Genomic DNA, 15,277 nt, shown 5'->3' with positions numbered 1-15,277 from the left:
ATATCCCCCTCAGGCGGCGTAGAAGTCGATGGCTGAGTTGACCACAGGTGCGACGATTCCGGCGCGAATGACGAAATCGCCAAACCCTTCGCCCGGTTCGCGCTCGCTGGCCCAGCGGCCGATCAGCGCGTCGAGTTCGCTCAGGATCTGCGGCTCGGTGATGTTCTCCCGGTACATGCGCGGAATGCGCGTCCCTTCGAGGTTACCGCCCAGATGGAGGTTGTAGCGGCCGGGCGCCTTGCCCACCAGACCTACTTCCGCCAGCATGGCGCGGCCGCAGCCGTTGGGGCAGCCGGTGACCCGAAAGACGATGGCATCGTTTGCCAGATCGTGCTTGGCCAGCAGCCCTTCAAGTTCGGTGACGAAGGCGGGCAGCATGCGCTCCGCCTCGGCCATCGCCAGCGGGCAGGTTGGCAGGGCGACACAGGCCATCGACTGCTTGCGCTGCTCGCTGACGCCGTCATCCAGCAGGCCGTACTGGCGTGCCAGCCCTTCGATGCGGGCCTTCTCGCTGGCGGGCACCCCGGCGATGATCAGGTTCTGGTTGGCGGTCAGGCGAAAATCCCCCTGATGCACCTTGGCGATCTCCAGCATGCCGGTCTTGAGCGGCTTGCCGGGGAAGTCCAGCAGGCGTCCATTCTCGATAAACAGGGTCAGGTGGTGCTTGCCGTCGATCCCCTCGACCCAGCCGAAGCGATCGCCACGGCTGGTGAACTCATAGGGGCGCACTTCGCCAAACTGGATGCCAGCGCGGCTCTCCACCTCGGCCTTGAAGGCTTCGACGCCAACACGTTCGAGGGTGTACTTGGTCTTGGCGTTCTTGCGGTTGACCCGGTTACCCCAGTCGCGCTGGGTGCTGACCACGGCAGCCGCCACCTCCAGCACGTGGGAGAGCGGAATAAAGCCAAAATCGCTCGCCTTGCGCGGATAGGTGCTGGTGTCGCCGTAGGTCATGGCCAGACCCCCGCCCACCAGCACGTTAAAGCCCACCAGCTTGCCGTGATCACTAATGGCCACGAAGTTGAGATCGTTGGCGTGGATGTCCACATCGTTGTGAGGCGGGATCACAACTGTGGTCTTGAATTTGCGCGGCAGGTAGTTGGAGCCCAGGATCGGCTCCTCATCCTGTCCCAGTTTTTCACCGTCCAGCCAGATCTCCACGTAGGCGCGGGTCTTGGGCAGCAGGTGTTCGGAGATCTTCTTGGCCCATTCGTAGGCCTCTTGGTGCAGCGCTGACTCCACCGGATTGCTGGTGCAGAGCACGTTGCGGTTCACGTCGCCAGCGGTGGCGATGGAATCGATGCCGGTACTGTTGAGGGTCTGGTGCATCAGCTTGATGTCGCGCTTCAATACCCCATGGAACTGGAAGGTCTGGCGGGTGGTGAGACGAATACTGCCGTAGAGGGTGTTTTCTTCGGCGAACTTGTCGATCACCTGCCACTGAGCCGGAGTAATTATGCCGCCGGGTAGACGGGCACGTAGCATGACGTTGTGCAGAGGCTCCAGCTTTTGGGCGGCGCGTTCGGGGCGAATGTCGCGGTCATCCTGCTGGTACATGCCGTGAAAGCGGATCAGCTGGAAGTTGTCGCCGTTGAAGCCGCCGGTGAGCGGATCCTGCAGATCCTGCTCTATGGTGCCGCGCAGGAAGTTACTCTCGCGCTTGAGGCGTTCGTTGTCGGCCAGTGGCCCCTCGACTGGACCGGCTTTTTGTTGCGCGACAGGTTGTTTGCTCATCAATAGACATCCCTTTGATAACGTTTGGCACGACGCAATTCGCTCAAATACTCTTCTGCTTCCTCACGGCTCTTGTGGCCGTGTTCGGCAATCACATCCAGAAGGGCCTCCTGCACATCTCTGGCCATCTTGTTGGCGTCACCACACACATAGAAGTGAGCGCCTGCTTCCAGCCACTGATAGAGCTCCTGGCCCGCTTCGCGCAGGCGGTCCTGTACATAAATCTTGTGGGCCTGATCCCGGCTGAAGGCCAGCGAGATCTTCGACAGCAGCCCCGATTTCACATAACGCTGCCACTCCACCTGATAGAGGAAATCCTGGGTAAAGTGCGGGTTGCCGAAGAAGAGCCAGTTTTTGCCCGAGGCTCCGATGGCTTCGCGCTCCTGCATAAAGGCGCGGAACGGGGCGATGCCGGTGCCCGGGCCCACCATGATGACGGGGGTGCCGGGATTGGCGGGCAGGCGGAAGTTGTCGTTGTGCTCGACAAACACCCGTACCTCGGCGCCCTCTTCAAGGCGATCAGCGAGGAACGAAGAGGCGCCACCACTGCGCACCGTGCCGTCCTCTTGCGGATAGCGCACCACCCCGACGGTCAGGTGCACCTCCTCTTCCACCTCGCTCTGGCTTGATGCGATGGAGTAGAGGCGAGGGGTGAGGGGGCGCAGCAGGCCGATGAGCTGCTCGGCCGAGAGTGCGGTTGGGAAGCGCTCCAATACATCCACAATCTGGGCTGAGGCGACCAGCCCATTGACCTGAACCTTGTCGCCAGCCAGATCTTTCAGCGCTGCATTGCCTGCGATCTCGGCAAGGCCTGTGATAAAGCCACCGTGCAACCGGGTCAGTTCGAAGTGACCGGTCAGGGCTACACGCAATGTGCCGTGGGCCGTGGCTTCATCGCCAGAGAGGCCGGTCAGGGCCAGCACTTCACTAACCAGCTCGGCATCGTTGTCGAACCAGACGCCGAGGGCATCCCCCGGTTGGTAGCTGAGGCCAGACTCTTCAAGGTTGATCTCGATGTGGCGGATATCCTTGGTGGAATCCCGGCCGGTGATCTTCTGCTTGACCGACAGGCGGGCAGGGAAGGGGTTCTCCTTGCTGTACTGGCTGTGACCAACCGCCTGCTGCACCGCGCTGGCCACGCTGCTGCTTGCCGCTCCGGTGGAGAGCGTCGCGGCAATGGCATTGATGGCCTGCTCGCCCCAGCTCCTGGCGGCATCCTGATAATCCACATCGAGGCTGGCGAGTTCGTGAATGCGCTCGGCCCCAGCTTTGGCGAGGAAGTCGTCAAAATCTTTGCCGGTCTGACAGAAAAATTCGTAGGAGCTGTCACCCAGCCCCAGCACGGCGAACTTGAGGCCCTCGAGTTTGCCTATCTTGCCTTTCTTCAGCTGGTCGTGGAGGTCGACGGCGCTCTCTGGCGGTTCACCCTCCCCGTAAGTACTTACTATCACCAGCAGGTGGCTCTCTTTCTTGAGCTGCTTGGGTTTGTAGTCTGCCATCGACGCGAGGGTGACGGGTAGGCCACGGGTCTCGGCCTGCGCCTTGATGGCGCTGGCGACACCTTTGGCGTTGCCGGTCTGGGAGCCGTAGAGAATGGTAAGGTTGCCTCCGGGGGCAGCGGCGGCTGCACCGGTTACGGCAGGCTGCAAGCCGGTCTGGGAGAGGCCGTAGAGATAACCGCTCACCCAGGCAAGCTGCTGGGTATTGAGGGTGGCGAGCACCTGGCTTAGCTGGCGTTGCTGCTCGTCGGAGAGGGGGCTTAATGGGGTCAGGGAGTCCTTCAATTGCATCACACACGTCTTCCATGGTCTGAGTTGTGGTCAGGTTAAGGGGTGTAATGGATAGCAACAAAGAATAAAAATATAACCTTTATTCCATTATTGCATTTAGAAAGGTATGCAGTGGCAAACGGGATAAAAAAACGCCCCGCAGTGGCGGGGCGTTTTCAAGCTATCGCGCTCGGGATGGATCCCGGCGGGCATGAACCTTACTTCTGCGGACGCAGAGCCGGGAACAGGATGACGTCGCGGATGGTGTGGCTGTTAGTGAACAGCATCACCAGACGGTCGATACCGATACCCTGACCGGCAGTCGGCGGCAGACCGTGCTCCAGCGCGGTAACGAAGTCGGCGTCGTAGAACATGGCTTCGTCATCGCCAGCGGCTTTCTGGTCAACCTGAGCCTGGAAGCGCTCGGCCTGATCTTCTGCATCGTTCAGCTCGGAGAAGCCGTTGGCCAGCTCGCGGCCACCGATGAAGAATTCGAAGCGGTCGGTTACGTCCGGGTTTACGTCGTTGCGACGGGCCAGCGGAGAAACGGCAGCCGGGTACTCGGTGATGAAGGTCGGTTGCAGCAGCATGTGTTCAACGGTCTCTTCGAAGATCGCGGTGATCACGTGGCCCAGTTCCCAGCTCTTCATCAGCTCGATCTTCAGGCGCTTGGCGACGGCAGTCGCCTTCTCCAGAGTGGCCAGATCGTCACGGGTCACATCCGGGTTGTACTTCAGGATGGAGTCAACCATGGAGAGGCGCTGGAACGGCTGACCGAAATCGATGGTCAGACCCTCTTCGCCCTCTTTGGCGTAACGGATCTTGGTGTCGCCCAGAATGTCCTGTGCCAGAGTGCGCAGCATCTCTTCGGTCAGGTCCATCAGGTCGATGTAGTCGGCGTAGGCCATATAGAACTCGAGCATGGTGAACTCGGGGTTATGGCGAACGGAGATACCTTCGTTACGGAAGTTGCGGTTGATCTCGTAGACACGCTCGAAACCACCAACCACCAGACGCTTCAGATAGAGTTCCGGAGCGATACGCAGGTACATGTCGATGTCCAGCGCATTGTGGTGGGTGATGAACGGACGGGCAGAAGCGCCACCCGGGATGACTTGCATCATCGGGGTTTCCACTTCCATGAAACGCTTGTCGTTCAGGAACTTGCGGATACCGGCAACCACTTTGGTACGGGTTACGAAGGTTTTGCGGGACTCTTCGTTGGCGATCAGGTCCAGGTAACGCTGACGGCAGCGAGCTTCCTGGTCGGTCAGACCCTTGTGCTTCTCGGGCAGCGGACGCAGCGCCTTGGTCAGCAGACGGATGTCGGAGACATGGATGGAGAGTTCACCGGTCTGGGTCTTGAACAGAGTACCTTCGACACCCACGATGTCGCCCAGATCCCACTTCTTGAACTGCTCGTTGTAGAAACCTTCCGGCAGGTCGTCGCGAGTGACGTAGACCTGGATCTTGCCGGCCATGTCCTGCAGGGTGGCGAAAGAAGCCTTGCCCATGATCCGGCGGGTCATGATGCGACCGGCAATCTTCACCCGTTTACCCAGGCTAGTCAGCTCCTCGGCGCTTTTGTCGCCAAACTCTGCCTGCAGATCGCCGGAGAGGCTGTCACGACGGAAGTCGTTGGGGAAAGGATTGCCCTGGGCGCGCAGGGCGGCCAGCTTGGAACGACGCTCAGTCATCTCGTTGTTGAGTTCGAGTGTTTGATCGACTTCCGGAGTGATGGTTTGTTCAGACATGGTGATTCCTGCTTGTTTACAGACCTGATTTCAGGCTGGCTTCGATAAACTTGTCCAAGTCACCGTCGAGCACCGATTGGGTATTACGGGTTTCGACGCCGGTGCGCAGATCCTTGATACGGGAGTCATCCAGCACATAGGAACGGATCTGGCTGCCCCATCCGATATCGGACTTGGTCTCTTCCAGGGCTTGTTTTTCGGCATTCTGCTTCTGAATTTCCAGCTCGTAGAGCTTGGCTTTCAGCTGCTTCATACACTGGTCTTTGTTTTTGTGCTGGGATCGGTCGTTCTGGCACTGTACCACGACACCGGTCGGGACGTGGGTAATACGCACCGCGGATTCGGTACGGTTAACGTGCTGACCACCGGCACCGGAGGCGCGGTAGACGTCGATACGCAGGTCGGCGGGGTTGATATCGATTTCGATATCGTCGTCGATCTCCGGGTAAACGAACACAGAACAGAAGGAGGTGTGACGGCGGCCGCCCGAGTCGAACGGGGACTTGCGTACCAGACGGTGCACGCCGGTTTCAGTACGCAGCCAGCCGAAGGCATATTCGCCGGTGAACTTGATGGTGGCGGACTTGATGCCGGCCACGTCGCCCTCGGAGCATTCAATCAGCTCGGGCTTGTAACCGTGGGCATCGCCCCAGCGCAGATACATGCGCAGCACCATGTTGGCCCAATCCTGTGCTTCGGTACCACCGGAGCCGGATTGAATATCGATATAGCAGTCGGAGCCGTCGTGCTGGCCGGAGAACATGCGGCGGAACTCGAGATCCACCAGCTTGGCTTCCAGCTGTTCGGATTCGGCGATGGCTTCGTTGAAGGTCTCTTCGTCTTCCCCTTCCACTGCCAGGCTGACCAGCATCTCGACGTCATCCACGCCCTGGGTCAGGGTGTCGATGGTGCCGACTACGTTTTCCAGCGCTACGCGCTCTTTGCCCAGCGCCTGTGCGCGCTCGGGTTCATTCCATACATCCGGCTGTTCCAGCTCGGCATTGACCTCTTCCAGACGCTCTTTCTTGGCGTCATAGTCAAAGGTACCCCCTAAGAAGCTCGGTCCGCTCAGACAGCTCCTTAAGTTTATTTAAAACGGGATTAACTTCGAACATCGTGAAAACTCTCAGGATCGATGTGATTTGAAAACGGGTCATTCTAGCCAATTGTGGAAGGAATAAACAGGGTTGCCTGAGTTTACGCGCGCCAGGTGAGCAATTTCTGATGCAGTTTTCCGCGCATCGGGAGAAAATATCGCCCGTCGATCCATTTTCCTGTTCAGTTTTGGAGCAGGGGGTCGCTAATGACTACTAGCGTTCGGTGTACATACGACATAACTGCTTCCTAACCTCAAATAAGAAGAACAGATGATGAAAAACCTATCACTCAAACAGAAGATACTGTTGTCGGTGGTGATTGCCCTTTCGTTGGTGATCCTGATGCTCTCCTGGCAGAGCTATAGCAGCCAGAAAAACCTGTTGCTGCAGGGCAGCCAGGAGCAGGTTCAGCGTCTTGGCAACCAGCAGGCCACCAGCGTCAGCGACTGGCTCGCAGCCCGCCGCGACGTCATTCAGGCGCTGGGCAGCAAGGCGGGAGCCGAGCCCCTCAACGCCCTGCAACAGGCCCAGGTTTCCGGCCGCTTCCAGCTCACCTACTTTGGCGAGAGCAGCGGCAAGATGAACGACTCCGACCCCTCCATCAACCGCAGTGGTTATGACCCGCGCTCCCGTGGCTGGTATCAGGAAGCCATGGCCAAGGGGGGTCTCATCGTGACCAAACCCTATCTGGATGTGGCCTACAACATCATGGTGGTGACTCTGGCCCAGCCGGTGCAGGGTGGCGTAGTGGGGGGCGACCTCTCCATCGCCTCGCTGGTGGAAGACGTTACCAAGATGAAACTGCCGGCTGACGGCTTTGCCATCATGATGCACAAGGATGGCACCGTCATCGCCTACAAGGATGCTGCCAAGGCGATGAAGCCGGCCACCGAGATCGACAACGATCTGACCAATGCCCTGATCGATCAGAGCAAGGCGAGTCAGGGGCTGGTACCCGCCTACTTCGAGAGCGAAGGGCGTGACAAGCTGCTGTGGGCGACTGACATTCCCGATACCGACTGGGAGCTGGTACTGGTGCTGGACAAGGATACCCTTGAGGCGCCGCTCTCCTCCCTGCTGATGACCCAGCTTGGTCTGGCGCTGCTGGTGCTGGTGGGCAGCATCCTCGCCATCTCCTGGCTGGTCAGCATGCTGCTTGGCCCGCTCAGCAAGGTATCCCAGGCACTGGCTCGCATCGCCGACGGTAACGGTGATTTGACCCAGCGCATCAAGATCGACGCCAACGATGAAGTGGGCCAACTGGCCAACAGCTTCAACCGTTTCGTCGGCAGTCAGCACCAGCTGATCGCCAATATCCGCCAGCTGGCCAACGAGCTGAATGCCGATGCTGAGCGCAGTCTGGTGACCAACCAGGCCGCCGTGGACGAGCTGCAGCGTCAGCAGCAGGAGGTGACTATGGTCGCCACTGCGGTCACCGAGATGGCGAGCGCCACCATGGAGATCGCAGGCAACGCCGAAAATACCGCCGCCGCCGCCCAGCAATCGACCATGAGCAGCGAACAGGGCAAGAAGCTGGTGCACAAGACTCGTGCCTCCATCAACAATCTGGCGCAAGAGGTGGGGCAGGCCACCGAGGTCATCGGCGAGCTGAGCCGCCATGCCCAGGCCATCTCCGGCATTCTCTCCACCATTCAGGGCATTGCCGAGCAGACCAACCTGCTGGCACTGAACGCCGCCATCGAAGCGGCTCGCGCCGGCGAGCAGGGCCGCGGCTTTGCCGTGGTAGCCGATGAGGTGCGGGTGCTCTCCAAGCGTACCCAGGACTCCACCCAGGAGATCCACGCCACCATCGAGACGCTGCAGCAGACCACAGCCCGTGCGGTGAGCCTGATGCAGACCAGTCAGGGGCTGGCGGACAACAGCGTGCAGGATGCCGATGCCGCCGCCGCGGCGCTGGAGGAGATCACCCAGGCCGTATCGCTTATCTCCGACATGGCTGGCCAGATCGCCACCGCTGCCGAGGAGCAGACTCAGGTCACCGGCGAGATCACCCAGAACACCACCGCCATCAAGGATGTGAGCGACGAGATCACCGCCGCCGCGATGCGCGATCTGGATCAGGCCGAGAGCCTCAAGGGGCGGGCAACCGACCTCAACAAGCAGGTCTCGACCTTTATCCTGTAAGTTCTGAAGCGCGGCGAGCACGGCCGCCCGAGAAAGCCCCGCACTCTGCCGAGTGCGGGGCTTTTTGTTTATATCTCTCGCGAAGAATGACCGAACGAATGAGATCCAGAGAGACTGACGAGGAAAGGCCGCTAGTGTGCAGAAATGGCAGAGCCCACCAAAGGTGGGCTCTGTTCTTATACGTCTGACAGGAAGGGGTATTAGAGGAATGGCATCGCCATAAACAGCTTGATCACCATGGCGTTGATGATGTCGATAAAGAAGGCGCCCACCATGGGCACCACCAGAAACGCCAGGTGGGAGGGGCCGAAGCGCTGGGTGATAGCCTGCATATTGGCAATCGCGGTCGGGGTGGCACCCAGACCAAAGCCGCAGTGACCCGCCGCCAGCACGGCTGCATCGTAATTTTTGCCCATGACCCGGAAGGTGACGAAGATGGCGTAGAGTGCCATCGCCACGGTCTGGGCGGCCAGCAGGATGAAGATGGGCAGCGCCAGGCTGGCCAGATCCCACAGTTTCAGGCTCATCAGTGCCATCGCCAGGAACAGCGACAGGCTGACGTTGCCGAGCAGGGAGACTTCGCGATCGCTCACCTCATGCCAGTTGAAGAGAGTGAGCAGGTTGCGCAGCAGCACGCCGACAAACAGCACGCAGACGAAGATGGGCAGCTCCAGCGCACTCCCCTTGAGGTAGGCGGAGAGCAGCTCGCCCCCTTTCAGGCTGATGGCGATAAGGGCCAGCGTCTCGATCAGGCTGAAGGTAGTCAGCGGGCGCTCCATATCGGGCATCTCGAAGCCCTGCGGCGCGTCGTCGCGGTTGTGCTCCTCACCGGGCACCTCCACTTTTTTGACCAGATAGCGGGCTACCGGGCCACCGATCAGACCACCCAGCACCAGACCAAAGGTGGCGCAGGCGATGGCCAGCTCGGCGGCAGATTGCACCCCGTACTTCTCGGAGAAGGTGGCACTCCAGGCCGCGCCGGTACCGTGTCCGCCGGAGAGGGTGATAGAGCCGGCCAGCAGCCCCATGTGGGGATCAAGGCCCAGCATGGTGGCCAGCGTGACCCCCAGACCGTTTTGCACCAGCAGCAGGCCGGTGACCACCATCAGAAAGGTGACCACCGCCTTGCCGCCGCGTTTCAGGCTGGCGAGATCGGCAGAGAGACCGATGGAGGCGAAAAATGCCAGCATCAGCGGGGTTTGCAGGCTGGTATCGAATTGCAGCTCCAGCTGCATGGTAGAGCGCAGCAGCAGCAGGATCAGGGCAACGACCAGACCGCCTGCGACCGGTTTTGGGATGTTGAAGGTGCGCAGCAGTCCGACCCGGGTGACCAGCATGCGGCCAAGCAGCAGTACCAGAGTGGCAGCGACCAGGGTTGCGTAGGAATCAAGTTGTAACATTCAGTACTCCCATGTTGATTGGCTGTGCCTTCGGGGTGAAGACTCACAGATTCAGCCGGGATAAAAACAGTGTGGCTTAATGTGCCAGCAAAGAAGGGGAAACATCTCCCCGCCCCAGCAAATATGGGGCTTGTGCGGGCCTGAAATGCTCAGGCATCCAGATGAGATTTTAGTAAAATCCGGCGGATTGTAGCAAAAAGCATCGTTTAATTCCATCTTTGTCGTATTAATGCTCGTTTTAGTGTCTTATTGTGAAATTTAACACCATTGAGGTATGGCAACTAAACGCCGAAAAGGAGCAGAGAACGGCTGTCATTTGGGGCGTCAGTCTCTATAATTCGCCGGTTTCCAGCCCGCGGCGGAAACGGACGGGATCCGAGCAGCCGGTTCGCCCCGCATGGTTTATCATTCGCGGGTTTTCGGCCCACAGAGAGGAGAGGGTGTGAAGAAGTCCATCTACATCGCCTACACAGGCGGCACCATAGGGATGCAGCGTTCCGACCACGGTTATGTGCCGATGGCGGGCTTTATGGAAGACTGTCTGGCGCGGATGCCCGAGTTCCATCGTCCCGAGATGCCGGATTACCATATCCACGAATATGCCCCTCTCATCGACTCCTCCGACATGACCCCGGCGGATTGGCAGCGCATCGCCGAGGATATTCGCGACAACTACGACAAGTACGACGGTTTCGTCATTTTGCACGGCACCGACACCATGTCGTTCACCGCCTCGGCGCTCTCCTTCATGCTGGAGGATCTGCACAAGCCGGTCATCATCACCGGCTCCCAGATCCCGCTCGCCGAGCTGCGTTCCGACGGTCAGCAGAACCTGCTCAACGCCCTCTATATCGCGGCCAACTACCCGATCCACGAGGTGACGCTGTTCTTCAACAACCAGCTCTATCGCGGCAACCGCAGCAAGAAGGTGCACGCAGACGGCTTCCACGCCTTCGACTCTCCCAACTATCCGCCGCTGCTCAACGCCGGGATCGCCATTTCGCTGGAAGCGGGCGAGCTGGGCGAGCCCTCCGAGCGCCCGCTGGTGCTGCACGACATCACCCCCCAGCCGATCGGCGTGGTGACCCTCTATCCGGGGATCTCCAGCGAGGTGATCGCCAACATCCTGCAACAGCCGGTGAAGGCACTGATCCTGCTCTCGTTCGGGGTCGGCAATGCGCCGCAGAATCCGGCCATGCTGGCGCTGCTCTCCGAGGCATCGGCCCGCGGCGTCATCATCGTCAACCTGAGCCAGTGCCTGCACGGCAAGGTCAACATGGGTGGCTATGCCACCGGCAACGCGCTGTCGCGGGCCGGGGTTATCTCGGGCTTTGACATGACCGCCGAAGCGGCGCTCACCAAGCTCCACTTCCTGCTGAGCCAGGACTTGCCCTCCCACCGGATTCGCGAGCTGATGCAACAATCCCTGCGCGGGGAGCTGACTCCCTGAGCGTTGCGGCCCTCACCCTAGCCCTCTCCCGGCGGGAGAGGGGATAGATCGAGGTGCTGTTGGCCACGAGGCTTGCCATGAAGCTCGCCGGCCGGTGGCCCGCTCACTCTCCGCAGGTACGAGCCTGCTCCCTTCTCCCCTGGCGGGAGAAGGGTTGGGGATGAGGGGGATGAGTCATCCTGCATAGATAGGAAAAAAGAGGGGAGCCATTATGGCTCCCCTCTCTGTTGTGGCCGCCGCAAGCGGCCTGCCGGGTCCGGCTCAGTGGTTGAGGTCGACCCGGACTATCTCTTCCTCGTCGCGATACTGACGCTTGAGCTCGCTCTTGCTCTTCATCACGATCTCGCCGTCACGGCCGATGTTCATGTGCTCGGGGTTGTCGAGGTGCATCGCCTGCCAAGCCATCACGGCTTGCAGCGACGTGGCCTTCTGCTCGTCGGTGAGGGGCTTGCCATCGGGCCACTTGCCCAGCTCGACTGCGGTCTTGAGCCGCTCGTACACCTCTTCGGGCATCTGCCTGATTGCTTGCAAAAACTCACCCTGTTGAAACGACATCCGGCCTTCTCCTTGAACAATTGAGCCATAAACTTCGGGGCCAGCCCGGCAGATCCTGGCGGGCCATGCAGGTAGACCCTATCGGTCTAGGCCGGCAGATCCTGGCGGACTACGCCAGCCATCTGCTCCATCACCCGCACTACCTGACAACTGTACCCGAACTCGTTGTCATACCATACGTAGAGCACGCAGTGATCCCCCTCGGCGATGGTCGCCTGGGAGTCGACGATGCCCGCATAACGGGAACCCACCATGTCGGAGGAGACCAGCTCGGTGCTGGCGCTGAAGTCGATCTGGCGATGGAGGGCCGAGCTCAGCGCCATCTGCTGCAGATAGGCGTTGAGGCTCTCCCGATCGGTAGCCTGCTCCAGCGACAGATTGATGATGGCCAGCGAGACGTTGGGGGTCGGCACCCGGATGGCGTTGCCGGTCAGCTTGCCCTTGAGTTCCGGCAGCGCCTTGGCCACCGCCTTGGCGGCGCCGGTGCTGGTCATCACCATGTTGAGGGCGGCGCTGCGACCGCGGCGCTCGCCCTTGTGATAGTTGTCGATGAGGTTCTGATCGTTGGTGTAGGAGTGGACCGTCTCCACGTGGCCGTGGTGGATGCCGTACCGCTCCTGCATTACCTTGAGCACCGGGGTGATGGCGTTGGTGGTGCAGGAGGCGGCGGAGATAATCCTGTCATCCGGCCCGATGACCTCGTGGTTGACGCCGAACACCACGTTCTTCATCTCTCCCTTGCCGGGAGCGGTCAGCAGCACCTTGCCGGCACCGCGCGCTTTCAGGTGCTCGGAGAGGCCTGCTTCATCGCGCCAGACCCCGGTGTTGTCGACGATCAGCGCATCGTGAATGCCGTAGGCGGTGTAGTCGATATCGGCCGGACTGTTGGCGTAGATCACCTGAATAAAGGTGCCGTTGGCGATGATGGCGCTGCGCTCCACATCCACCTCGATGGAGCCGTTGAAGGGGCCATGTACCGAGTCGCGGCGCAGCAGGCTGGCGCGTTTCTCCAGATCCCCATCGCGACCACCACGTACCACGATGGCGCGCAGGCGCAGTGGATTGGCGGCGCCGGTGCGCTCGATCAGCAGGCGGGCCAGCAGGCGGCCGATGCGGCCAAAGCCGTAGAGCACCACGTCGGTCGGCTGCGGCATCTGGCTGCGGCCAAGGGCCGGTGCCAGTCGCGCTTGCAGGTAGTCCTCGATCCCCGCCTCGTCCTGATGATCCTGCCAGTAACCGACCGCCAGCTTGCCAAGGTCAACCTCGGCGGCGGTGGGTTTGAGGGCAACGATGGCCTGAAGCAGGGGGAAGCTTTGCTGGATGGGGAGGGGAGCGCCCTGGTGGCGGCGAACGACCCGGTGGGCCTTGAGGATATCGATGGTGGAGGCGTTTTGCAGCGGGCGGCCGTAGAGGGTGATCTCGACCCCTTGTTGTCGGTAGAGGCGACCAATCAAGGGCTGCATGGCTTCGGCGAGCTCCTGGCTCTCCTGCCACGTTTGCAGATAGTGCTCGTGGGTCATTGACCAGATCCTTTATTTCACGTTGTTGGTGCAAATAGAAAATTCGTCGAATGCAGATCAGTGTAGGGGTGTCGATTTCGTTATAGTATTCTGCAATCGCGGCCTTATACGGCGCGCGCATTGTAATGGATATGTAACCGGTTTGCTAGCCGAAGGTGGCCACATAAGGCTCCAGTTGTTGCCAGTCACTGTTACCAACCAGATGTGAGCCATGATCCCCACTGCCCTGCGACAACCTCTCGTTATCCTCTCGGCCGGCCTTGCCGTCGCCGGTTGCGATAACGATCGGCTCCACACCATCTGCAGCAATCACCCCGATCTCTGTCAGGATCTGGTGGACGACGGCTGGTGCCGCTACGAGCGCACCGATGTCATCCGCAGCCGCTTCTATCTGCAAGAGGAGCAGAGCGATCGCCGCAGCTACGAGCTGATGCGCAGTCTGGAGCGTTACATCAAGTGCGCCGAGCACTCCACCAACATCGAGTACAAGCGGGCCCGCGAGCAGAAGAGCCCGCGGGTGGAGGGGATGCTGGCCGCCGGCGATCAGCTGGCCCGGCTCGATGTGGCGACCCGCAACTCGCAGGATCCCTACCTGCTGCTCTGGCACTGGACCAACAACAGTGACGAGCGGGCTCGCCAGCTGTTTCTGGCGCAGGAGGGGGGCAAGGGGCTGGAAGAGCCCGACCTGCAGCTGGTGCTGGCCGGCATTTATGCCAAGAGCGAGCCGGACAAGGCCATCGTCATCCTGCACCACGGCCTCTCCCTCTATCGCGAGGGGGAGCCGCTCAACAGCCGTCTGCTTACCTCCCTCAGCACCCTCTACATGGGCCAGAAGCAGTATGAGCAGGCCTATCTGTGGGGCAAGGTGAGCGAAGCCTTCCCGAACAACCCCGAGGTCTCCGCCAAGCGTTTTGGCCTCTACTACAGCCTGAGCAAGCCCCGTCAGGATGCCCTCGATGCCCAGGCGGCCGAGATCGTCCGGCAACTGCAAGGCGGCAGCTACCGACCCTGAGGAGATGATGAGCAACCCATCCGGGGCCAGCGTCTGGCCCGAGCCCTTTGACCTCTCGTTTGTACACGGCGAGATAACCACCAATGGCCGCACCCTGGAGCGCCTCACGGTGCGCGCCGTGGTGCTGCGCGGCGACGAGCTGCTGCTGGTTCACTCCCGGGTCAACGGCGATCTGATGTTTCCCGGTGGTGGCATCGAGGCGGGGGAGAGCCACTATGTGGCGCTGGCCCGCGAGCTGCTGGAGGAGTGCGGCGCCGAGCTGCTGGAGGTGGGGGCCCTGCTTGGCGAGACCCGCGAGTATCGCGCCGCCCGCGAGCTGGGGTTTGATGCCTACTGCATCCGCTCGCTCTACTATCTGTGCCGGATTGGCGAGCAGCTGGTGGCACCGCAGCCGCAACCCTACGAGATCCGGCTTGGCTTTGTGCCCGGCTGGTTTGCGATCGACGAGGCGCTGCAGACCAACAAGACCCAGCTGGCGGGGCCATGCCCCCAGTGGACGGCCCGGGAAACCCGGGTGCTGGCCCAGTTGCAGCGCTGGCATCAGCAGGGGCGCTTCGAGGAGGAGTGACCATCAGGAGTGACAAGGGGGGGGACTATGCCTCTCTTTGTCGTTTATATCGGGGGTGGCATCGCGCCTCGCCTGCTCGTATAGCGGACGGTCTCACGGCTCAGATTGTTGCAAATAAATCGGTTGGAATTTTCTATCTGTTGCACTGATGAGACAATTTGCCTTGTCAGTGCGTCCGGCTTGCTGACCATGATGGCCAGAAAGCAGTGTCCGATCTGCCGCCCTGCCAGCATAAATCGATGCATGCGGGAGCGTCGGCAGCCTTGATAGCGC

The 15,277-nt window shown here is 60.6% G+C and carries 11 protein-coding genes; 4 read left to right on the top strand and 7 right to left on the bottom strand.

Features of this window, described 5'->3' with window-relative positions; translation table 11 throughout:
• Window positions 1-9 precede the first annotated feature (9 nt).
• From cysI to prfB, 4 genes are all read right to left on the bottom strand, one after another.
• Entirely contained in the window at window positions 10-1,734 is a 1,725-nt protein-coding gene (gene cysI, locus LG31_RS0101445; protein ID WP_033112730.1) for an assimilatory sulfite reductase (NADPH) hemoprotein subunit, read from the bottom strand.
• Window positions 1,734-3,524, bottom strand: a complete 1,791-nt coding sequence (locus LG31_RS0101440) for an assimilatory sulfite reductase (NADPH) flavoprotein subunit (RefSeq protein ID WP_033112729.1) — start codon at window positions 3,522-3,524, stop codon at window positions 1,734-1,736. The genes cysI and LG31_RS0101440 overlap by 1 nt, the downstream gene beginning before the upstream one ends.
• 197 nt (window positions 3,525-3,721) lie before the next feature.
• Window positions 3,722-5,257, bottom strand: coding sequence for a lysine--tRNA ligase (lysS, locus tag LG31_RS0101435; protein WP_033112728.1), 1,536 nt, complete (start codon window positions 5,255-5,257; stop codon window positions 3,722-3,724).
• A 16-nt stretch (window positions 5,258-5,273) separates the two neighbouring features.
• A protein-coding gene (prfB, locus tag LG31_RS0101430) for a peptide chain release factor 2 (protein ID WP_104014039.1) occupies window positions 5,274-6,372 on the bottom strand; the annotation gives its coding sequence in 2 pieces (ribosomal slippage) (window positions 5,274-6,296 and window positions 6,298-6,372; 1,098 coding nt in all).
• A gap of 255 nt (window positions 6,373-6,627) precedes the next feature.
• On the opposite strand from prfB, the gene LG31_RS0101425 reads away from it, so the two are divergent.
• Window positions 6,628-8,499: a methyl-accepting chemotaxis protein gene (locus LG31_RS0101425; protein ID WP_033112726.1), complete on the top strand. Its 1,872-nt coding sequence runs from the start codon at window positions 6,628-6,630 to the stop codon at window positions 8,497-8,499.
• 200 nt (window positions 8,500-8,699) lie between these two features.
• Here LG31_RS0101425 and gltS read toward each other — a convergent pair whose 3' ends face one another.
• Window positions 8,700-9,899: a sodium/glutamate symporter gene (gene gltS, locus LG31_RS0101420; RefSeq protein ID WP_033112725.1), complete on the bottom strand. Its 1,200-nt coding sequence runs from the start codon at window positions 9,897-9,899 to the stop codon at window positions 8,700-8,702.
• 442 nt (window positions 9,900-10,341) lie between these two features.
• On the opposite strand from gltS, the gene ansA reads away from it, so the two are divergent.
• On the top strand, window positions 10,342-11,349 hold the full coding sequence (ansA, locus tag LG31_RS0101415; protein WP_033112724.1) for an asparaginase: 1,008 nt from the start codon (window positions 10,342-10,344) through the stop codon (window positions 11,347-11,349).
• A gap of 261 nt (window positions 11,350-11,610) precedes the next feature.
• On the opposite strand, the gene LG31_RS0101410 is transcribed toward ansA, so the two are convergent.
• Together LG31_RS0101410 and LG31_RS0101405 are read right to left on the bottom strand one after the other, a co-directional pair.
• The gene (locus LG31_RS0101410) at window positions 11,611-11,904 is read right to left on the bottom strand and encodes a YeaC family protein (protein WP_005335194.1); all 294 of its coding nucleotides are present in this window, start codon (window positions 11,902-11,904) and stop codon (window positions 11,611-11,613) included.
• Between the two features lie 86 nt (window positions 11,905-11,990).
• Window positions 11,991-13,424: a glyceraldehyde-3-phosphate dehydrogenase gene (locus tag LG31_RS0101405; RefSeq protein ID WP_033112723.1), complete on the bottom strand. Its 1,434-nt coding sequence runs from the start codon at window positions 13,422-13,424 to the stop codon at window positions 11,991-11,993.
• Window positions 13,425-13,635: 211 nt separating this feature from the next.
• Between LG31_RS0101405 and LG31_RS0101400 the strand changes: the two genes are divergently transcribed.
• Both LG31_RS0101400 and LG31_RS0101395 read left to right on the top strand, forming a co-directional pair.
• The gene (locus LG31_RS0101400) at window positions 13,636-14,436 is read left to right on the top strand and encodes a DUF2989 domain-containing protein (RefSeq protein ID WP_033112722.1); all 801 of its coding nucleotides are present in this window, start codon (window positions 13,636-13,638) and stop codon (window positions 14,434-14,436) included.
• 7 nt (window positions 14,437-14,443) lie between these two features.
• Window positions 14,444-15,004, top strand: a complete 561-nt coding sequence (locus LG31_RS0101395; protein WP_152598266.1) for an NUDIX domain-containing protein — start codon at window positions 14,444-14,446, stop codon at window positions 15,002-15,004.
• The last annotated feature ends 273 nt before the right edge of the window (window positions 15,005-15,277 follow it).

The sequence above is a fragment of the Aeromonas lacus genome (genome assembly GCF_000764665.1).
GTDB classification, from domain to species: Bacteria; Pseudomonadota; Gammaproteobacteria; order Enterobacterales; family Aeromonadaceae; genus Aeromonas; species Aeromonas lacus.
This window is presented reverse-complemented; position numbering and strand designations above follow the sequence as displayed.

Excerpts from the sequence above, each read along its gene's own strand:
- cysI (WP_033112730.1), bottom strand. The coding sequence starts at position 1,734 with ATGAGCAAACAACCTGTCGCGCAACAAAAAGCCGGTCCAGTCGAGGGG.
- LG31_RS0101440 (WP_033112729.1), bottom strand. The coding sequence starts at position 3,524 with ATGCAATTGAAGGACTCCCTGACCCCATTAAGCCCCCTCTCCGACGAG.
- lysS (WP_033112728.1), bottom strand. The coding sequence starts at position 5,257 with ATGTCTGAACAAACCATCACTCCGGAAGTCGATCAAACACTCGAACTC.
- LG31_RS0101425 (WP_033112726.1), top strand. The coding sequence starts at position 6,628 with ATGAAAAACCTATCACTCAAACAGAAGATACTGTTGTCGGTGGTGATT.
- gltS (WP_033112725.1), bottom strand. The coding sequence starts at position 9,899 with ATGTTACAACTTGATTCCTACGCAACCCTGGTCGCTGCCACTCTGGTA.
- LG31_RS0101410 (WP_005335194.1), bottom strand. The coding sequence starts at position 11,904 with ATGTCGTTTCAACAGGGTGAGTTTTTGCAAGCAATCAGGCAGATGCCC.
- LG31_RS0101405 (WP_033112723.1), bottom strand. The coding sequence starts at position 13,424 with ATGACCCACGAGCACTATCTGCAAACGTGGCAGGAGAGCCAGGAGCTC.
- LG31_RS0101400 (WP_033112722.1), top strand. The coding sequence starts at position 13,636 with ATGATCCCCACTGCCCTGCGACAACCTCTCGTTATCCTCTCGGCCGGC.
- LG31_RS0101395 (WP_152598266.1), top strand. The coding sequence starts at position 14,444 with ATGAGCAACCCATCCGGGGCCAGCGTCTGGCCCGAGCCCTTTGACCTC.